Consider the following 17,037-nt stretch of genomic DNA (forward strand, 5'->3'; position numbering starts at 1 on the left):
GGCGAGCCGTCCGCCGTCGATACCTTAAGGTTTATTTGCCCTTTTTACCGTCGAAAAAATCACGGGCGTCATCGGTGACCGGCACGGTCGGTACAGCCCGGGGAGGGGCAATGTCAGCTTTTGCAGCGGCTTGTTCCTTGACCTCTGAGTCTTCAGCAGGCTCATCATCAGCATCGAAGGCGTCGTTAATGCCGTCGGTGCCGCCGTGGAAGTGGTCAGTGTCAGCGACGGCGGCCTGTGACAAGCCTTGGAAACCTCGGAAGGCGAGACCGGCAAGTGCGGCACCCATCAGCGGGGCCACCCAGAAGAGCCAAAGGCCCTCAATCGCCCAGGGTGAGCTGAAGAATGCCTGCGCTGTTGCCCGCGCAGGGTTGAAGGGAAGGTTCCCCAGGACCTGTCCGAGTTGCAGCAAAACAGCCATGGCAAGGCCTACGGCGAAGGGAGCCATCGCGGGAAGAGCCCGGCGACCGGCGGTCGCGCCAAGGAACACTGCCACAAGCAGGGCCGACCCCAAGACTTCAACCAGCAGGACTCCTGCCATCTGTGTTTGCGCAGAAGCATGGTCGCCAAAACCCGGCGCAACAACGTCAAACGCGGCGCGGGCATCCGTGAGGACCGGCACGGTGGTTACCACGAAGTACATCAGGGCAGCACCAACCACGCTGCCGATGATTTGCGCCGCCACGTATGCAACGGCCGCCACGGCACGGATTCGGCCGGCAATCAGATTGCCCAAGGTGATAGCCGGGTTGAAGTGTCCTCCGGAAACATAACCGAACGCCAGCATTGCCGCTGTCACCGTGAGGCCGGTCGCTAGAGCTGCCGGCAAGGGCGCAGCACCAGGATTTGAAAAAATCCCGACTCCCACTGCCGCGACCACAACGAACATCGATCCCAAAGCTTCAGCCGACAACCGGGCAACAAGTCCCGGCTGGGGTTCGGGTGTGGCCTGTACAGGAGAGGTCATGTCGTATGAGTCCTTACGGTTGATCCGGGATGCCGGTAGGACCGGCTTCGTCTAGGGGGACGCTGGTGTTTGGCGCTGGTGCTGCGAGGGCATTGAATGCTCAAGGCCATTGAGTATCTTGCCAGCCGAGTCTGGGCGGTTGCTGAATCCCGCCATTGAGCTTATCCGCCCAAGGCGATGGCGGCGATGGCAGTGCCCCCGAGACCCATCACTGCCAGCGTGCTGACCAGGACCAGCCTTGCTGATGCCGCCGAATTTCCGACGTGGAGTTGGCGTGAGCGAACCCACACCACGGACGCCAGCACGATGGTGGCCGCGGCTGCCACGAGTGCACAGATCCCTTGGTAATCAAGTCCGGGAAGGCCTGCGATAACGTTCCCGTTGGAAGGTTCGGATGTCAGCCAACTCCGCCAGATAAACAGGTCCACCACCACAAGGGAGATCAGAGTCCTGCGCCAGGCCAGGGTGGTGCGCTCGGGCTGCAACCCGGGGTCGCGGACTTCCATACTTACCGCGCCACCAGGATCAGCACCGCAAAGGCGAATGCCGCAACGGCCACCACGATGGTCATGAACAGCATGACCCGGGAAAACGGGAGCGCCTGATCGTTACGCATCGCGGCTTCCATCTGTCCCCATCGGCGGTAAGAAAGTGCGGCCAGCCCCGCCCCGACCAAGGCAAGCAAGACACAAAGGACCAGCCGGACGGGCGTCGGCGCGATGTTCGGAGCCAGCTGGTCAACGGCAACGGCGCCGGCAAGCAAGGCAAGCGACGTGCGGATCCACGCGAGGAAGGTACGTTCATTGGCAAGGGAAAACCTGTAGTCGGGTGTCTTGCCTGTCCGTCGCCAAGCAGGTTCACGCAAAATGTCTCTCCAAGTTTTGTCAGTGCCGGGCAGCTTCCCCACCATATCAGCGGCGGTTCACGGGCACGGTAAGTTACTGGCATGAGTGTTGAGCGTACGTCCCCCGTTGTTCCTTCCTTCGAGTCCCGCGTCCACGGGTCACTTTTGGGAGGGGCACTGGGTGATTCCCTTGGTTATGCGGTGGAGTTCGACTCCCTTGCCGCAATTCGCGCCCGCTATGGTTCCGCCGGCCTGACGACGTTCGGGCAACTCGACGGCGCCAGCCACTTCTCGGACGACACGCAAATGACGTTGTATACCGTGGACGGCCTTGTGGAAGCCCTCGAATGGGCCAACGACGGCGTTGCGGCGGACGAAATTGCCTGCCTGTGGCTGGCTTACCTGCGCTGGCTCGCCACCCAGGACGTCGCCGTTGCCTCCTCCGCCCCAGTGCCGCAACCGCGGTGGATCGACAGCCAGGAGGTCCTGCGTCACCGCCGTGCGCCCGGAAATGCCTGTCTCAGTGGTTTGGCAACGGGCGAGATGGGGACAGTGGCGCGTCCGGTCAATGCCGACTCCAAGGGTTGCGGCACGGTGATGCGTTCGGCCCCGTTCGGACTCATCCCCCACATTTCCCGGGAGGCTGTGTACAAGCTCAGTTCCGACGCCGCGTCGTTGACTCACGGGCACCCTTCCGCGCGGCTCAGCGCCGCAGCCTTCGGCCTCCTGATCCACAACATCGTGGCCGGAAGCGACATCCGGACCGCCGCTACGGAGGCCCTCGCCTACGTCAATGGCGTCCCTACCAAGGCACCGGAGCTGGCGGAGCGGCTGGAAGCGGCCCTCCAGTTGTCGCTGCAGCCAACCCATCTGGACCCCGACGAACTGACCGCAGCGTTGGGCGAGGGATGGATCGCCGAGGAGGCACTCGCCGTCGGGCTTTATGCTGTGTTGGCCACCAGCGGCAGCACGCCGGCAGAACACTTCCGGACCGCAATAGCCGTGGCAATCAATCACAGTGGCGACAGCGACTCCACAGGGTCCATCGCCGGGAACATCCTGGGCGCGTACTACGGCGAAGACTGCCTGCCGGCCGATTGGCTCGAGGCCGTGGAAGCCCCGGAGGTCATCCGCGGCATGGCGGACAGGTTGCTTGCCGTAACCACCGGCTGACTCACCGCTACGTCCGGCGAAGCGTGACGTTGTTGCAGGCCTCGCACACGGCTTCATGGATATGGCCGCTGCGCTGCAGAAAGCCAAAAATTGCGCAGCCCAGGCAAAAGCCCGCAAATGCCTCCAGCGAAGCCGCCACGATCAGCAGCGCCAGCAGTATCCAAGCGGCGGGCTGGAAACCGGTGAAAAACAGCACGACGGCGGCACTCGTCAAGGCGGCCCCGATGCCTTGGGCGAAACGCTTGGGAGGACGGGCAACGAGCTTGGCGTGCCCGATCCGGGGCCAGCACCTTGACGGACAGCACTGCGAGCGGTGAGATCCGGGGACCAAACAGCACACGGAGCCATCAGACCACGGCAAGTGTCACCAAGCCCCAAGCCCAGCCGGTCAGCAGCGTTGCGACGGCCACCACCACAACCAGCCTGGCGGTGATCCGTGCAGCATATTCGTTCACCGGGTTCGGGAAGGCGAAGACGGCCCGCCAATCCACCCCGCCGTGTGTGGCAGCACCGGCAGGCGGAGGCTGAGGGGTTGGGGAAGGGCCGGCCAGGTCATGCCCCGCCCACCATCTGCAGGAATTCGCCCTCGGAGACAACCTCGATTTGTTGGCCCTTGGCGTGAAGTTCCAAGACCCGTTTGGCTTTGCCGGTCAGGCGTCCGGCGCGAAGGTCGCCTGCCACGAAGCCATCACCGACAATCAGCACGGTGGTCCGTGCTGTGACCCGGCTTTCCGGGCGGGCACCCATGTCCGCGGCCCGTGACTTCGCCTCCGGCCTGGTGATGGCGAGGTCGCCCGTGAACACCACGGTCTGGCCGAAGAGCGGATGTCCAGGTTCGGCAGCGGGGTTCGGCAAGGGGTTGGGCCCCTCCTCCGGCCACGCCGCGAAACCGCTGGGGACGCCCATGGCTCGCTCCAGTGTTCGTTCGGCTGAGCTGCCGGTCCTGGCCGCGAGCGCGGAGATGGTCGCTTTGGAGAGACCATGCGCGGGATCGAAGGCCGGTTGCTTCGGCAGGTTGAGGCCCAGTGATAGATAGAGTTCGGCGATGCTGTTGGCGTTGTTGCGGCGGGCGATGTCCACCAGGATGCCGGCGCAGGCGCGTGCGTCTTCTGCGGCGTCGTGGTGGTTCACCAAGGGAACTCCGGCTTCCTCGGCTGCGTAAGGCAAGGAATTGGACACCAGTGAGTAGCAGCGGCGGGACAGCATCACGGTGCACACGTAGTCGTAGGCTGGTCCGGCAAGACCAGAGACTTCCAGGCCTGAACGGATCACGCCAAGGTCGAAGGCTGCATTGTGCGCTGCGAGTACATCGTCCCCGATGAACGCACCGATTTCCGGGAACAGTTCCCCGAACCTCGGGCGTCCGGCGACGTCTTCGGCACGGATGCCGTGAATTCGCGTGTTGTGGAATTCGAAGTGATCGTGGTTCTCGGGTGGGCGCATCAGCCAGGAGGCTTCCTCCACCACAACGCCACCGCGGACTTTACTGAGGCCTACCGAACACGGCGACCCCCGGAAGCCGTTGGCTGTTTCAAAGTCGATCGCCGTAAAGTCCAATGCCACTGGACAAGATTACAGCCGGTAAAGGCCGCCCCAGCCGATTTCCGCGGCGGGGCGGCCCTTCCGGCCTGCTTTGTGGTGAACGCTACAGTCGGCGCTTATGGGGTTGCCCTGCGAAGGGTCGCGTAGGAGCCGACTGCGAGAACGACGCACAGCAGCGCGGCCCACCCGCTGATGGTTAGCGGTGTTTGCTGGGCAAACCAGCTTCCAACGTGCCCCCACCACTCAAGCAATGTTGTGAGGGCTGCGAAGCCTATCAACGCCAAGGCGGTTCCCAGGGTGGAGATCAGGGTGCCCGTGGTTCCCCAGCGCTTGAATATGGTGGCGAACCAGAATCCAATGATGAACATGAACATCATCAGTACGAAGAAGAACGCCGCGGTGGAGTACCAGGGACCATCCGTTACCCATGGGATGTTGAAGAAGTAGCCGTAGATGCCCCAGCCTGTGGTTGCCCTTTCAATGACACCACCGAGCAGGTAGAGCGCTGTCATCCCGAGTGCGATGAGGGAGAAGAGACCCAGAGTTCCCAGGTAGAACGCCCTGCGGCTGATGCTCAGGCCCTGGGAGAACGGGAACACCAAGGTCATGCTTTGGATTCCGAGAACCAGGAAATACCACAGGGGCGCTTGGCTTCCGCCACCGTTTTTGCCCTCGGTGACGGGGATGAGTGCGAAGATGGCGAGCGACATCAGGAAGGCTGCCGCCAGGATGGTCAACGGCCATCCGATGTACGTCCATTTATTGATCAGTTGCATTCGGGCAACTGCCAGGGTCCTGCTCATCGCCTTGCCTCCAACGTGTCGTCGGCGAGTTCTTCTGTTCTCGACGCGGGTCCGGGTACTCCCGAGCCCGCCATGGTTTTGCGGACCACCAACTGCTGCAGGGAAACGGGCGACAATTCGAGACCAAGCTCTTGGGCCACGCCACGTTCGCTGCTGCTGAGCGCCTCGTCCACTGTCACGGACGCCAGGGAGCCCAACGTTTCGCGGTGCAGAATCCTGCGGCCGGTCAGGAAAGCGTCCACTTTTTCCACGGAACCTGAAACGGTGACAGCCGAACCGCGGATTTCTTCGGCGTCGGCGTCCATGATGATCCGTCCCCGGTCAATCACCACAACATGTTCCAGGAGGTTTGCTACCTCGTCGATCAGGTGGGACGACAGGATGATGGTGCGCGGGTGCTCTGCATAGTCCTCCACGAGGCGGTCGTAGAACAACTGGCGGGCTACTGCGTCGAGCCCCAGATACGGCTCATCGAAGAATGTCAGTTCTGCTCGGGACGCCAGTCCGATGATGACTCCCACGGCAGACAACTGGCCGCGGGAGAGTTTCTTGATCCGCCTCTTGACGGGAAGCTGGAAGTCCTCGGCCAGGCGGTCCGCGAAGTCCTGGTCCCAGTTTTTGTAGAAGAGCGCAGCCGAGCGGAAGGCGTGCTGCGGCTGGAAGTCCTCCGGATATTTCTGCGATTCACGGATGAAGCAGATCCGGGACAGGACGGCGTCGTTCTCGTAAGCGTTGGCGCCAAAAACCAGGGCTTCACCGGAGGTGGCGAAAGCCTGGGCCGTAAGGATGGACATCAGCGTTGTCTTGCCGGCACCGTTGCGTCCCAACAGGCCGTAGATTCGGTTTGCCGAGAGGCTGAGGGTGACGTTGTCCAGTGCGTTGACGTCTTTGTAGTGCTTGACCAGGTTACGGGCCTCGACGATGGTCTCGTTCACAGGGCCGCGCTCCTTTCTTTATCGGTCCCGGGTTCCGGGGCAAGCCCCGAGCTTCGTTCAATCATGGTGTTCAGCTGCTCGGCCGAGATGCCCAGTTTCCGGGCTTCCAATGTCAGCGGCTTGACGTACTGTTCGAAGAACTCTTCAGTGCGGCGCGCAACCAGCTGGGCACGGGCCCCTGTAGCGACGAACATCCCTATCCCCCTGCGTTTGTAGAGAATTCCTGAATCCACCAGCACATTGACGCCCTTGGCGGCAGTCGCCGGGTTGATGCGGTGGAAAGCTGCGAACTCGTTGGTGGAGGGCACCTGCGATTCCTCGGCCATGCTGCCGTCCACGATTCCGTTTTCGATGAGTTCGGCGATCTGCATGAAGATCGGTTTGCTGTCATCGATCATGAGCACCACCGCCTTACTGGTTCATTACTCATGTAACTAACCATACAACCGGTGAACCAGGAGTCAAGCGGCTCACCGGAAAAATACGACGACGGCCGTCAAGTAGGCTTGATGGGTGATCTTTACTGCGATAAGCGACCTTGCCGTATCCACTTTCGGGGGCGCGGGCCCGGTACAGCCGCCTATGGCTTCGTTCCTGCCGGACTGGCTGAACCCCGACGTCTTCCTCCGCGATTCACCTTTGGGACCGTGGGTGGTCCTTCTGGTCTGCGCCATTGTGTTCGCAGAAACAGGCCTCCTTGTGGGGTTCTTCCTGCCCGGTGACTCGATGCTGTTCACGGCGGGGCTCCTGGTCTCCACCGGGGCTATCGAGTTCAACCTCTGGGCCATGTGCGCCATGATCATCGTGGCTGCCATCATCGGCAACCAGACCGGTTATCTCATAGGATCCAAGGCCGGCCCGGCCATCTTCAACAAGCCCGACTCCAGGCTTTTCAAAAAGGAGAACGTGGAGAGCGCCCATGCGTTCTTCGAAAAGCACGGCGGCAAAGCCTTGATACTGGCACGGTTCGTTCCCATCATCCGCACCTTCGTGCCGGTGATCGTGGGCGTGGCTCAGATGGACAAGCGCAAGTTCTTCCTCTTCAACGTCATCGGCGCCGTCCTTTGGGGCGGCGGTGTTACCCTGCTCGGCGCATGGCTTGGCCAGTTCGAGTGGGTTGGAAACAACATCGACATTATCTTCATCGTCATCGTTCTGATCTCGGTCATCCCCATCTTCATTGAGATCGGCCGTGGATTCATGGCAAAGCGCAGGGCCGCTGCCGAAGGCACGGACCCCGTGGAGGAATTCATCGAGGAACACGAGGGCGGCAAGCACGGCGAGCACTAAGGCTCCTGGAACCCCTGAAACGCGAAAGGCACCCCGCAGCAGCAGGGTGCCTTTTCACGTACAGGAGCAAGCTACGTGGCGTCTGGCCCGGACAACGCCGATACGATGGCGGGCAACAAAGCACGGAACGCCTGTCCGCGGTGGCTGATGGCGTTCTTTTCTGCGGGGCTAAGCTCGGCACAGCTCCGATCCATTCCGGCGGGTTGCAGCACGGGGTCGTAGCCGAAACCACCCTCGCCGCGGGGTTCACGCAGCAACGTCCCTTCCAACTGGCCATACTCCACGGTCTCGTGGGCAATGCCGTCGGGACCCGGGACCGCCAAGGCAGCAGCGCATACGAACGCAGCTCCGCGGAAAGCGTCCGGAACATCGGAGAGCTGTGCCAGCAACAGGTTCAGATTGCCGATGTCATCACCATGCGTGCCGGACCAGCGTGCCGAGAAGATACCCGGAGCCCCGCCCAGGACATCAACGGCCAATCCCGAGTCGTCGGCGATGGCCACCAGGCCGGTCGCCTCCGCCACCGCCCTGGCCTTGAGGAGGGAGTTCTCAGCAAAGGTGACACCGGTTTCGGCAACATCCGGGGCACCTGCCGCAGCGGCGTCCACCACCTGGGTATCGACGTCGAGCCCTGGCACCTGGCCCCGCAGCAGTTCCCGGAGTTCCTTCAGCTTGCCCTTGTTGTGTGTTGCCAGGACGAGGCGTGGAGCCTCAGAGGCCTGTGCGCTGCTCACGGTGCTTCGGCCAGCGTCTCACGCTGGATGGCGGACAGCTGCGTGGTGCCGAGGAGTGCGAGGTCCAAGAGGGCGTTGAGCTCGTCGCGATCGAACGGAGCGCCTTCTGCGGTGCCCTGAACTTCCACGAACTTGCCCGAACCGGTCACCACAACGTTCATGTCCGTCTCCGCACGAACGTCCTCCACATACGGAAGATCCAGCATCGGGACACCGTCAATGATGCCCACGGAGACCGCTGCAATGGTATCCACCAGGGGCTCCGCGTTGCGGGCAATGAGCTTGTTCTCACGTGCAAAGCGGATAGCTTCCGCCAGCGCCACGTAAGCGCCGGTGATCGCGGCGGTGCGCGTGCCGCCGTCGGCCTGCAGGACGTCGCAGTCCAGAACGATCGTGTTTTCGCCCAGTGCCTTGGTGTCGATGATGGAGCGCAGCGAGCGGCCAATGAGGCGCGAGATCTCATGCGTGCGCCCACCGATCTTGCCCTTGACCGACTCGCGGTCGGAACGGGTGTTCGTGGCACGGGGAAGCATGGCGTACTCGGCCGTGACCCATCCGCGGCCTTCGCCCTTGAGCCAGCGGGGCACACCCTCGGTCAGGGAAGCGGTGCACAGAACCCGCGTGTTGCCGAATTCGATCAGTGCCGAGCCCTCGGCCTGCTTCGACCAGCCGCGGGTGATGCTGATGGGTCGCAGTTGATCGGGGGTCCGGCCATCGGCGCGGATGACGGGAGTGGCTGTAGCTTCAGAAGTCATGGTTCAAGCTTAGCCAAGCTGAAGGCACCACCCCGACGCCGGGTAAGGTGCGAGGCTAGATCGTGTAGTGGACTCCGGCGACGGCGACTGCAACGTCACCGGTGAAGACCGGCTTGGCCTCGGACAACACCTTGGTCTGGGAGGTCCACACCGGGATGTGTGTCAGGAGGAGGCGTTTGGCACCGGCATTCATGGCAGCCTCACCTGCACGCTTGCCCGTAAGGTGGACGTCCTTGATGCCGTCATCCCTGCCTTCCTCGAATGCCGCCTCGCACAGGAACAAGTCCGAGCCCCTCGCGGCGTCCTCGAGCCCCTGGCAGGAATCCGTGTCCCCGGAGTACGTCAGGATCCTGGTAACGGGAACGCCGTCCTTGCCCGGTTCCGTGGCAGTAACGCGCAAGGCGTAAGCCTCCTCGACAGGGTGGTTGACCGCGAAAGGGGTCACAGTGAAGGGACCCACCGTGACCGGCTTGAGCTCGGTCCAGTTGGTGAAGTCGAATTCCTCGTGCATGCCGGGGTCGAGGTCCAGCCCGTAGGCGGTGGCCATTCTGTCCGCAGTAGCCGCAGGACCCCACACTGGCAGGCGATCCCGGCCCCAGCCGCCCGGCTTCCAACGAACCGCGACGTGGAGGCCGCAGAGGTCCATGCAGTGATCAGGGTGCAAGTGCGTGAGGAAGATCGCATCGATGTCTTCCAGATCCGTATAGCGCTGGATGGCACCCAAAGCTCCGCTGCCCAGGTCCATCACGATCTTCCACTCGCGCTCACCGTCGTGCGCTGTCACCAGATAGCACGACGCCGGCGAACCAGGACCGGGGAACGAGCCCGTGCAGCCTACGATGGTCAGTTTCACAGGCCACGTCCCATGGTGGTGCGAGCGTCGCCGGCGAGGGTGTCCTCCGGCTGGACGAAGTACGAGCGGCGGGACAGCCCTGCTCCCGAACGTGCGGCTTCCAGCATCTCCGGAGTGATGCGGGCCAGGCTGCCTGTGGGGTACTGGGCCGCGACGTGATCCACGTGCTTCACGGAGAGGACTTCCGGCCCCAGGAAGCGGCGGGCCAGGGTCTCGAACTGCGTGGCATCACCCGTGGCTACGAATTCGTGGCTCGGCGCCTGTGCCTCCGTCCGCTGGATGCCGTGGTTGGCCAAAGCACGGTAGACATCCTTGGCCGTCTCCTCAGCGCTGGAAACCAGGGTGACGTCCTCGCCCATGACGAAAGAAATCACGCCTGTCAGCAGCGGGTAGTGGGTGCAGCCCAGGACAACAGTGTCCACGCCGGCGGACTTGAGGGGCTCCAGGTATTCATTGGCAGCAGCCAGGAGGTCGGGACCGGTGGTGATTCCCGCCTCCACGAAGTTCACGAACGCCGGGCAAGCCACGGAAGTGATGGTGAGGTCCGGCGCGGCGGCAAACGTATCCTCATAAGCTCTGGACCCCACAGTGGCCGAGGTTCCGATCACGCCGATCTTGCCGGAGCGGGTAGCAGAGACTGCACGCCGGACTGCCGGCTGGATAACCTCGATGACCGGGATGCCATAACGGGCCGTGTAGCGTTCCCTCGCATCACGGAGCACAGCGGCGGATGCCGAATTGCAGGCAATGGTCAGCAACTTCACGCCGGAATCCACCAGTTCGTCCATGACGCCCAGCGCGTTGGCACGGACTTCGGCTATGGGCAGTGGACCATAGGGGCCATTAGCGGTGTCGCCGACGTAAAGAATCGATTCGTTGGGGAGTTGATCGATGATGGAACGTGCCACCGTCAACCCGCCCACGCCTGAATCAAAAATGCCGATCGGACGTGCCCCTATGAGTTCCCCGTTGCTGGTGGGGGTGCTGCTGCCCAACGCGCCGCTTGGTGAACCCGATGCTGAAGTCATAATTATTCGAGAATAAGGCTTCCCGTGGTGTCCGGCCATTAACTGTGTTCTCCGCCTCGTGTCTGATTTGTCACAGAGCTGAAGCAGCAACCCGCCATCCGGATCAGGATTTCGCCTGCCTTGCGGCCATCATTGCCTGCACCAAGGACTCCTGGAGCCACGTCGTAAAGTTGTAGACGAGGGCCAAGTAACTCTCCACATCCTCCGCCTGGCTCCAGTCCTGCATGCTGTGGATGTGCTCTGCATCCGCTTCATCGCGGATGTCCAGGCGTTCGGCCAGGACAAGCCGGACGTCGTTCAGCGCCATCGACCACCGCTTGGCATCCTCCGGCGTCAGAACAAGCTCGTTTTTGTCCAGGCCCAAAGCTGCAGCCCTCAAGGCACCAATTTTGCTCTCCCGAACAGAGCGTTCGGTGAGCTGGCGGAACTCCAGCGAGCCCTCGTCGTCGTCCTTCATGACGTTCGGCAACAGGCGCAGCAGGGCGCGGTCGTTGGGCTTCTTGACGTCCATGTCCAGGCCGATCAGCGCCGCCAGCGGGTCTTCGTTCTCCCGAACGTCCGATTCCAACATGGAAATGACGTCGTCCAGCAACCCGCGCAGGAGGTCACGCTCCGCGGGCTCCAGGTATCCGCTGATGCCTTTGAGTCCGTATTTGAATGCCTTAGCCACGCTGGCGGCCGCCCTTTCCGGGTGTTTCGTTGCCGCTCGCGGCCTTCTCCACAGTGGCCCACAGACCGAAACCGTGCATGGCCACCGCGTGCTGCTCCACTTGTTCCTTGCTGCCATGGGCCACAATGGACCGGCCCTTCTTATGGACCTCCATCATGAGCTTGTGGGCTTTGGACTCGGAGTAGCCGAAGTAACTCTGGAACACATAGCTCACATAGCTCATCAGGTTCACGGGATCATTCCAGATCACAAGGTTCCACGGGATATCAGGGGCTGTCAGGACATCGGTGGACGACTGCTCCGCAGCTTTCGTCCTCTCATCAATGTCCGTGCCATACGCAACGCTAGGGCTCATCTGTCCATTCTATGGCGGCTCGCACTAGAGTGAATTCGTGAGTATAGCCTCGTCGTGGGACCACCCCGCAACTTCCTTGTACACAGACCACTACGAACTGACCATGCTTCAGGCAGCCTTGCATTCGGGCGCCGCGCACCGCCGCTCGGTGTTCGAGGCATTCGCCCGGCGGCTGCCGGACGGCCGCCGCTATGGCGTAGTGGGCGGCACAGGCCGCCTCTTGGAGGGCATCGCAGACTTCCGTTTCGGCGACGCCGAGCTCGCGTTCCTTGAGCTAAACAAAGTGGTCAACCAGGAAACCCTGGACTACTTGGCCGACTACAAATTCAGCGGCGACATCTGGGGTTACGCCGAGGGTGACGCCTATTTCCCCAACTCCCCCATCCTCATCGTCGAATCAACGTTCGCCGAGGCCTGCATCCTGGAAACGTTCATCCTGTCAGTCCTCAACCACGACAGCGCCATTGCTTCCGCGGCCTCAAGGATGACCTCAGCGGCCGGCACACGCCCGTGCATCGAAATGGGCTCCAGGCGTACCCAGGAAGAATCAGCGACGGCGGCGGCCCGCGCCGCCGTGATTGCCGGCTTCGCCAGCACCTCCAACCTGGAAGCCGGCCGGCGCTACGGCATCAAAACCGTCGGCACAGCCGCACACTCCTTCACCCTCCTGCACGACACCGAACGGGAGGCCTTCGAGGCACAGATCGCAGCGTTCGGTCCAGGCACCTCGCTGCTGGTGGATACCTACGACGTCGAGACGGCGGTGCGTACCGCCGTCGAACTGGCCGGTGACAAACTCGGCGCAGTCCGGCTGGATTCGGGCGACCTCATTGCGCAGGCGCAGTGGGTACGGCAAATGCTGGATGACCTCGGCAACGTCAACACCCGCATCGTGGTCACCTCGGACCTCGACGAATTCGCCATCGCAGCGCTCCAGTCGGCGCCGGTTGACTCCTACGGTGTTGGTACGTCCCTGGTCACCGGATCCGGGGCACCCACCGCGAGCATGGTCTACAAGCTGGTCAGCCGCACCAACGACGCCGGCGAGTTCATTTCAGTTGCCAAGGCAGCCAAGAACAAGGCGAGTGTTGGTGGACGCAAATACGCCCTCCGCAAGCTCAACGAACGCGGCCGGGCCACCCAGGAGATCGTTGGCATCGGTCACCGCCCGGAAGATGACGGCAATGACCGCGTCCTGCTCCACCAATTCGTCAAGAACGGCGAGGTGCTGCCCGGATGGACCGGACCGGAAGGCGTCATCCGTGCCCGTGAACGGCACGCAGCCACCATGGCAGAGCTGCCCGCCGTCGTGAACCGCTTGCAGCGTGGCGAAGCTGCCATCCCCACCATCTACGAGGAGAACTGATGTCCAGGGCCCTGATCATCGTCGATGTACAAAATGACTTCTGCGAAGGCGGAACGCTCGCCGTCGAAGGGGGAGCCGCGGTAGCCGGTGCCATCACGGAGTATGTAGATGCCAACCAGCAACACTTCGATCACATCGTTGCCACCCAGGACTGGCACATCGAGCCCGGCGAGCACTTTTCGGATGACCCGGACATGGTTGATTCCTGGCCTCCGCACTGCAGGGCCAGGAGCAAAGGTGCCGAACTCCACGAAGACCTTGATCCCGAGTACATCCAGGCCTACTTCCGCAAAGGGCAGTTCACCGCTGCCTACTCCGGATTCGAGGGCGTCCTGGCTCCTGAGGACGATGTCCCCACCGGTGACCTCAAAGCAGGCACCACCGAAACTGAGGTCCTCGATGAAGACGCGATCGGGCTTGACGACTGGCTGCAAAGCCACGACGTCGAGGAAGTGGTGGTAGTGGGGCTCGCAACGGACTACTGCGTCAAGGCCACGGCACTGGATGCTGTGCAGGCCGGTTACACCACCACGGTCATCGCTGAACTCACGGCCGGAATCGCCGAAGACCTCACCGACGCCTACGACGAAATGGAAGCCGCCGGCGTCGAGGTTGAACGCGACTGAAGCTGAAACGGCTGGAAACACGGGAGGGCGCCGCAACCGCGGCGCCTCCCGTGTTTACTGCTGAAATTCGAACCAGCTACTTCCTGCCGATGAACCAATCCTGAAGCTTGCGCAGGCGGGCCTGCAACTGTTCCTCGTTCGCTTGGGCAACAGCGGGACCGCCGCACACTTCACGCAGCTTGGTATGAACCACTCCATGCGGCGTGCCGGTGCGGGCGGACCAGGCCGCCACGTTCTTGGCCAGCTCGTTGCGCAGGTCCATCAGCATGCGGTGGTCGGGAACCGCGGGCGAAGCCGCAGCTGCCAAGGGCGACTGGCGCTTCTTCCGTGACTGCTGTTCGTGCTGGCGCTGACGCAAGAGCGTACCTACTTGCTCGGCGTCAAGAAGCCCCGGAATTCCCAGGAAGTCCAACTCTTCATCCGAACCGATATCCGCACCTGTGCCGAACTCGCCGCCGTCAAAAAGGACCCGGTCAAAAGAGGCCTGGGAATCCAAGGCTTCGAACTTGCCCTTGGTGAGCTCGTCCGAGGCCTTGTCCTCGCGGTTGGCCTCCGCCATGAGGTTTTCTTCCGGGTTGAAAAGGCCGTCCTCGTCTTTTTCGGGGCGGTCCAACGCGTGATCGCGTTCGGCCTCCATGGTGTTGGCGAGCACCATCAGCGGAGGTACGGAGGGCAGGAAGACCGACGCCGTCTCGCCCCTCTTGCGGGCACGCACAAAGCGCCCCACGGCCTGGGCAAAGAACAGCGGCGTTGACGTTGAGGTGGCATACACGCCCACGGAGAGACGTGGAACGTCCACGCCTTCGGACACCATGCGGACAGCCACCATCCAGCGCTGGTCCCCAGCGGAGAATTCCTCGATCTTGCTGGAAGCCTTGGAATCATCGGAAAGAATCACAGTGGGCGACTGGCCCGTAATCTTCTTCAGCTGACCGGCATAGGCGCGGGCGTCATCGTGATCCGTGGCAATCACCAGGCCACCGGCGTCCGGAACCGTCCGCCGAACCTCGCCGAGCCGTTTGTCCGCAGCTGCAAGCACGGCTGGGATCCACTCGCCGGTGGGGTTCAAAGCAGTTCGCCAAGCCTGCGAGGTGATGTCCTTCGTGACGGCAGCCTCGCCCAGCGACGCCGCCATTTCATCTCCGGCACTTGTCCGCCAGCGCATCTGGCCGGAATAGGCCATGAACAGCACAGGACGCACCACATGGTCCCGCAGGGCGTTGCCATAACCGTAGGTGTAGTCGGCCTTGGAACGGCGAATACCGTCGCGGTCCTCGGCGTACTCAACGAAAGGAATCGGCGACGTGTCCGAACGGAAGGGTGTACCTGTCAAGGACAAGCGCCGCGCAGCAGGATCAAAGGCCTCGCGCAGGCCGTCACCCCACGAGAGAGCCTCGCCGCCGTGGTGGATTTCGTCGAGGATCACCAAGGTGCGGGCAGCTTCAGTCTTCGCGCGGTGCAGCATGGGCTTGCTCGCCACCTGCGCATATGTGACCGCGACACCCACGAACCCGCGGCCGTGTTGGCCGTCTGAGTTCTTGAAGTTTGGATCAATGGCGACGCCCACTTTTGCTGCGGCGTCCGCCCACTGCCGCTTCAAGTGGTCAGTGGGCGCCACAATGGTGATGCGATTGACCACCCCGCTGTCCAGCAGGGTGGTGGCGATGCGCAGCGCGAAAGTGGTCTTACCAGCGCCGGGCGTTGCCACAGCGAGGAAGTCCTTTGGATTGCGGGTCATGTAGAGGTCAAGCGCCTCCTGCTGCCACGCACGGAGCTTGGGCGCCGTACCCCAGGCAGCACGCTCCGGGTACGCCGGAGGCAGCGATGGTCCGCCAAAAAGTGTTTCTGTCATGCTGACTCCCCCGGCCTGATGGCAGCGACCACGATCGCCGGCTTTCCGGGCACGCCAAAGCGGACCGAAAGACGGTGATGATCAGTGTGGGCCGGTGTTCTCTTCCCACCCACTACTTGGAGTTGCCCGGGCCGCCGTTTTTTCCACCGTCGTTACCGGGGCGGAGGCCTTCGTAAATCTCCTTGCACTCCGGGCAGACCGGGAACTTCTGGGGATCGCGCCCCGGCGTCCAGACTTTGCCGCACAGGGCAATGACGGGCTCGCCGGTCAGGGCCGACTCCATGATCTTTTCCTTGCGGACGTAGTGCGAAAACCGCTCGCGGTCGCCGGGTTCCACTTCCTGACGCGTTTCCTCACGCTCAATAGTGGAAGTGGACGTTCCGGCTCCGGAAAGCTCGCGCATGGGGTCGTTTTCGAATGGATCCGGAGGAAGCGTAGTCATGCCAAACATCTTACCGTCTACAGTCCCTGCCACTCCGGCTTGTTGTCATAGGTGTGCCGATAATAGTCGGCCAATTTCAGCGACGACGCGGCCGCCTCGTCCACCAGAATCGTGGCGTGCGGGTGCATCTGAAGGATGGACGCCGCGCAAATGGCAGCTACCGGGCCCTCCACGAAATCGCGAACCGCCTGGGCTTTCTGGGCACCTGTTGCGACCAACACCACATGCCGGGCATCCATGATGGTCCCGAGGCCCTGTGTGACTACGTGATGGGGAACGTCGTCAATGCTGTCGAAGAACCGGGCGTTGTCCTTGCGGGTCTGCTCGATCAGCGTTTTGATACGTGTACGGGAGGCCAGGGAAGATCCGGGCTCATTAAAACCGATATGCCCGTCCGTGCCGACGCCCAGAATCTGGAGATCCACTCCGCCCACGGCCTTGATGGCATCTTCATAGCTTTGGCACGCTGCCTCAAGGTCCGCGGCCGCACCATCCGGTCCGTGGACATTCTCCGGCTTGATATTGACCCGATTGGTGAACTCACGCCGAATCACCTCGCGGTAAGACTCGGGATGTCCTGCTTCGAGCCCGACATACTCATCCAAAGCGAAACCGTGTGCTTGACTGAAGTCCAATCCCCCGGCTTCGTAGCGGCTTGCCAGTTCGTCGTAGATAGGCAGCGGAGACGAGCCCGTGGCCAAGCCCAGGACCGCGTTGGGCTTACGGCGCACCAGTGCCTCGATGGCGTCGGCTGCCAGCGCACCGATTTGCTTGGTGCCAGGGAGAATGACAACTTCCATCG

22 protein-coding genes are annotated in these 17,037 nt (G+C 62.5%); 4 read left to right on the forward strand and 18 right to left on the reverse strand.

Annotation, left to right across the window (positions count from 1 at the left end):
• Positions 1-31: 31 nt before the first annotated feature.
• From ARUE_RS13585 to ARUE_RS13595, 3 genes are all read right to left on the reverse strand, one after another.
• Positions 32-967 (reverse strand): aquaporin, encoded by a 936-nt coding sequence (locus ARUE_RS13585; RefSeq protein ID WP_014922148.1) that lies wholly within the window; start codon positions 965-967, stop codon positions 32-34.
• 161 nt (positions 968-1,128) lie between these two features.
• Positions 1,129-1,473 carry a DUF202 domain-containing protein gene (locus ARUE_RS13590; protein ID WP_014922149.1) on the reverse strand — a complete coding sequence of 115 codons (345 nt, stop codon included), beginning with the start codon at positions 1,471-1,473 and terminating at the stop codon, positions 1,129-1,131.
• A 2-nt stretch (positions 1,474-1,475) separates the two neighbouring features.
• The gene (locus tag ARUE_RS13595; protein WP_175538584.1) at positions 1,476-1,832 is read right to left on the reverse strand and encodes a YidH family protein; all 357 of its coding nucleotides are present in this window, start codon (positions 1,830-1,832) and stop codon (positions 1,476-1,478) included.
• Between the two features lie 81 nt (positions 1,833-1,913).
• Between ARUE_RS13595 and ARUE_RS13600 the strand changes: the two genes are divergently transcribed.
• On the forward strand, positions 1,914-2,984 hold the full coding sequence (locus ARUE_RS13600; protein WP_014922150.1) for an ADP-ribosylglycohydrolase family protein: 1,071 nt from the start codon (positions 1,914-1,916) through the stop codon (positions 2,982-2,984).
• Between the two features lie 7 nt (positions 2,985-2,991).
• Here the strand turns inward: ARUE_RS13600 and ARUE_RS24995 are convergent, their stop codons facing one another.
• The 6 genes from ARUE_RS24995 to ARUE_RS13625 all read right to left on the reverse strand — a co-directional run bounded on the left by ARUE_RS24995 (position 2,992) and on the right by ARUE_RS13625 (position 6,662).
• A complete protein-coding gene (locus tag ARUE_RS24995; RefSeq protein ID WP_353580098.1) occupies positions 2,992-3,198 on the reverse strand; it encodes a DUF4395 family protein in 207 nt (68 codons plus the stop codon).
• 133 nt (positions 3,199-3,331) lie between these two features.
• Positions 3,332-3,475, reverse strand: a complete 144-nt coding sequence (locus tag ARUE_RS25000) for a hypothetical protein (protein WP_353580099.1) — start codon at positions 3,473-3,475, stop codon at positions 3,332-3,334.
• A gap of 61 nt (positions 3,476-3,536) precedes the next feature.
• The gene (locus tag ARUE_RS13610) at positions 3,537-4,547 is read right to left on the reverse strand and encodes a 3'-5' exonuclease (protein ID WP_011775227.1); all 1,011 of its coding nucleotides are present in this window, start codon (positions 4,545-4,547) and stop codon (positions 3,537-3,539) included.
• A 95-nt stretch (positions 4,548-4,642) separates the two neighbouring features.
• Positions 4,643-5,329 carry a hypothetical protein gene (locus ARUE_RS13615; protein WP_011775228.1) on the reverse strand — a complete coding sequence of 229 codons (687 nt, stop codon included), beginning with the start codon at positions 5,327-5,329 and terminating at the stop codon, positions 4,643-4,645.
• The gene (locus tag ARUE_RS13620) at positions 5,326-6,264 is read right to left on the reverse strand and encodes an ABC transporter ATP-binding protein (RefSeq protein WP_014922153.1); all 939 of its coding nucleotides are present in this window, start codon (positions 6,262-6,264) and stop codon (positions 5,326-5,328) included. Before ARUE_RS13620 ends, ARUE_RS13615 begins: the two co-directional genes overlap by 4 nt.
• Positions 6,261-6,662, reverse strand: coding sequence for a GntR family transcriptional regulator (locus tag ARUE_RS13625; protein ID WP_197533143.1), 402 nt, complete (start codon positions 6,660-6,662; stop codon positions 6,261-6,263). The genes ARUE_RS13620 and ARUE_RS13625 overlap by 4 nt, the downstream gene beginning before the upstream one ends.
• 130 nt (positions 6,663-6,792) lie before the next feature.
• Between ARUE_RS13625 and ARUE_RS13630 the strand changes: the two genes are divergently transcribed.
• Positions 6,793-7,554 (forward strand): DedA family protein, encoded by a 762-nt coding sequence (locus tag ARUE_RS13630; RefSeq protein WP_187329962.1) that lies wholly within the window; start codon positions 6,793-6,795, stop codon positions 7,552-7,554.
• A 71-nt stretch (positions 7,555-7,625) separates the two neighbouring features.
• Here the strand turns inward: ARUE_RS13630 and rdgB are convergent, their stop codons facing one another.
• From rdgB to clpS, 6 genes are all read right to left on the reverse strand, one after another.
• Positions 7,626-8,288 carry an RdgB/HAM1 family non-canonical purine NTP pyrophosphatase gene (gene rdgB, locus ARUE_RS13635; protein WP_014922155.1) on the reverse strand — a complete coding sequence of 221 codons (663 nt, stop codon included), beginning with the start codon at positions 8,286-8,288 and terminating at the stop codon, positions 7,626-7,628.
• On the reverse strand, positions 8,285-9,043 hold the full coding sequence (gene rph / locus ARUE_RS13640) for a ribonuclease PH (protein ID WP_011775233.1): 759 nt from the start codon (positions 9,041-9,043) through the stop codon (positions 8,285-8,287). The genes rdgB and rph overlap by 4 nt, the downstream gene beginning before the upstream one ends.
• A gap of 55 nt (positions 9,044-9,098) precedes the next feature.
• Positions 9,099-9,896, reverse strand: a complete 798-nt coding sequence (locus ARUE_RS13645; RefSeq protein WP_011775234.1) for an MBL fold metallo-hydrolase — start codon at positions 9,894-9,896, stop codon at positions 9,099-9,101.
• Positions 9,893-10,963 carry a glutamate racemase gene (gene murI, locus ARUE_RS13650; RefSeq protein ID WP_014922156.1) on the reverse strand — a complete coding sequence of 357 codons (1,071 nt, stop codon included), beginning with the start codon at positions 10,961-10,963 and terminating at the stop codon, positions 9,893-9,895. Before murI ends, ARUE_RS13645 begins: the two co-directional genes overlap by 4 nt.
• Positions 10,964-11,027: 64 nt before the next feature.
• Entirely contained in the window at positions 11,028-11,594 is a 567-nt protein-coding gene (locus ARUE_RS13655) for a DUF2017 domain-containing protein (protein WP_011775236.1), read from the reverse strand.
• Entirely contained in the window at positions 11,587-11,949 is a 363-nt protein-coding gene (gene clpS / locus ARUE_RS13660; protein WP_011775237.1) for an ATP-dependent Clp protease adapter ClpS, read from the reverse strand. Before clpS ends, ARUE_RS13655 begins: the two co-directional genes overlap by 8 nt.
• 37 nt (positions 11,950-11,986) lie before the next feature.
• Here clpS and ARUE_RS13665 point away from each other — a divergent pair, with 37 nt between their 5' ends.
• Both ARUE_RS13665 and ARUE_RS13670 read left to right on the forward strand, forming a co-directional pair.
• On the forward strand, positions 11,987-13,315 hold the full coding sequence (locus ARUE_RS13665; RefSeq protein ID WP_081589144.1) for a nicotinate phosphoribosyltransferase: 1,329 nt from the start codon (positions 11,987-11,989) through the stop codon (positions 13,313-13,315).
• Positions 13,315-13,941, forward strand: coding sequence for an isochorismatase family protein (locus tag ARUE_RS13670; RefSeq protein ID WP_014922158.1), 627 nt, complete (start codon positions 13,315-13,317; stop codon positions 13,939-13,941). The genes ARUE_RS13665 and ARUE_RS13670 overlap by 1 nt, the downstream gene beginning before the upstream one ends.
• Positions 13,942-14,017: 76 nt before the next feature.
• Here ARUE_RS13670 and ARUE_RS13675 read toward each other — a convergent pair whose 3' ends face one another.
• From ARUE_RS13675 to nagB, 3 genes are all read right to left on the reverse strand, one after another.
• Positions 14,018-15,793, reverse strand: coding sequence for a DEAD/DEAH box helicase (locus ARUE_RS13675; RefSeq protein WP_011775240.1), 1,776 nt, complete (start codon positions 15,791-15,793; stop codon positions 14,018-14,020).
• Between the two features lie 112 nt (positions 15,794-15,905).
• A complete protein-coding gene (locus ARUE_RS13680; protein WP_014922159.1) occupies positions 15,906-16,244 on the reverse strand; it encodes a DUF3039 domain-containing protein in 339 nt (112 codons plus the stop codon).
• A gap of 8 nt (positions 16,245-16,252) precedes the next feature.
• Positions 16,253-17,035: a glucosamine-6-phosphate deaminase gene (nagB, locus tag ARUE_RS13685; RefSeq protein ID WP_014922160.1), complete on the reverse strand. Its 783-nt coding sequence runs from the start codon at positions 17,033-17,035 to the stop codon at positions 16,253-16,255.
• Positions 17,036-17,037 lie beyond the last annotated feature (2 nt).

Origin of the sequence: Arthrobacter sp. Rue61a (assembly GCF_000294695.2) — a bacterium.
In the GTDB taxonomy this organism is placed as follows: Bacteria; Actinomycetota; Actinomycetes; order Actinomycetales; family Micrococcaceae; genus Arthrobacter; species Arthrobacter aurescens_A.

Excerpts from the sequence above, each read along its gene's own strand:
- ARUE_RS13585 (WP_014922148.1), bottom strand. The coding sequence starts at position 967 with ATGACCTCTCCTGTACAGGCCACACCCGAACCCCAGCCGGGACTTGTT.
- ARUE_RS13590 (WP_014922149.1), bottom strand. The coding sequence starts at position 1,473 with ATGGAAGTCCGCGACCCCGGGTTGCAGCCCGAGCGCACCACCCTGGCC.
- ARUE_RS13600 (WP_014922150.1), top strand. The coding sequence starts at position 1,914 with ATGAGTGTTGAGCGTACGTCCCCCGTTGTTCCTTCCTTCGAGTCCCGC.
- ARUE_RS13615 (WP_011775228.1), bottom strand. The coding sequence starts at position 5,329 with ATGAGCAGGACCCTGGCAGTTGCCCGAATGCAACTGATCAATAAATGG.
- ARUE_RS13625 (WP_197533143.1), bottom strand. The coding sequence starts at position 6,662 with ATGATCGATGACAGCAAACCGATCTTCATGCAGATCGCCGAACTCATC.
- rph (WP_011775233.1), bottom strand. The coding sequence starts at position 9,043 with ATGACTTCTGAAGCTACAGCCACTCCCGTCATCCGCGCCGATGGCCGG.
- murI (WP_014922156.1), bottom strand. The coding sequence starts at position 10,963 with ATGGCCGGACACCACGGGAAGCCTTATTCTCGAATAATTATGACTTCA.
- clpS (WP_011775237.1), bottom strand. The coding sequence starts at position 11,949 with ATGAGCCCTAGCGTTGCGTATGGCACGGACATTGATGAGAGGACGAAA.
- ARUE_RS13670 (WP_014922158.1), top strand. The coding sequence starts at position 13,315 with ATGTCCAGGGCCCTGATCATCGTCGATGTACAAAATGACTTCTGCGAA.
- ARUE_RS13675 (WP_011775240.1), bottom strand. The coding sequence starts at position 15,793 with ATGACAGAAACACTTTTTGGCGGACCATCGCTGCCTCCGGCGTACCCG.
- ARUE_RS13680 (WP_014922159.1), bottom strand. The coding sequence starts at position 16,244 with ATGTTTGGCATGACTACGCTTCCTCCGGATCCATTCGAAAACGACCCC.
- nagB (WP_014922160.1), bottom strand. The coding sequence starts at position 17,035 with ATGGAAGTTGTCATTCTCCCTGGCACCAAGCAAATCGGTGCGCTGGCA.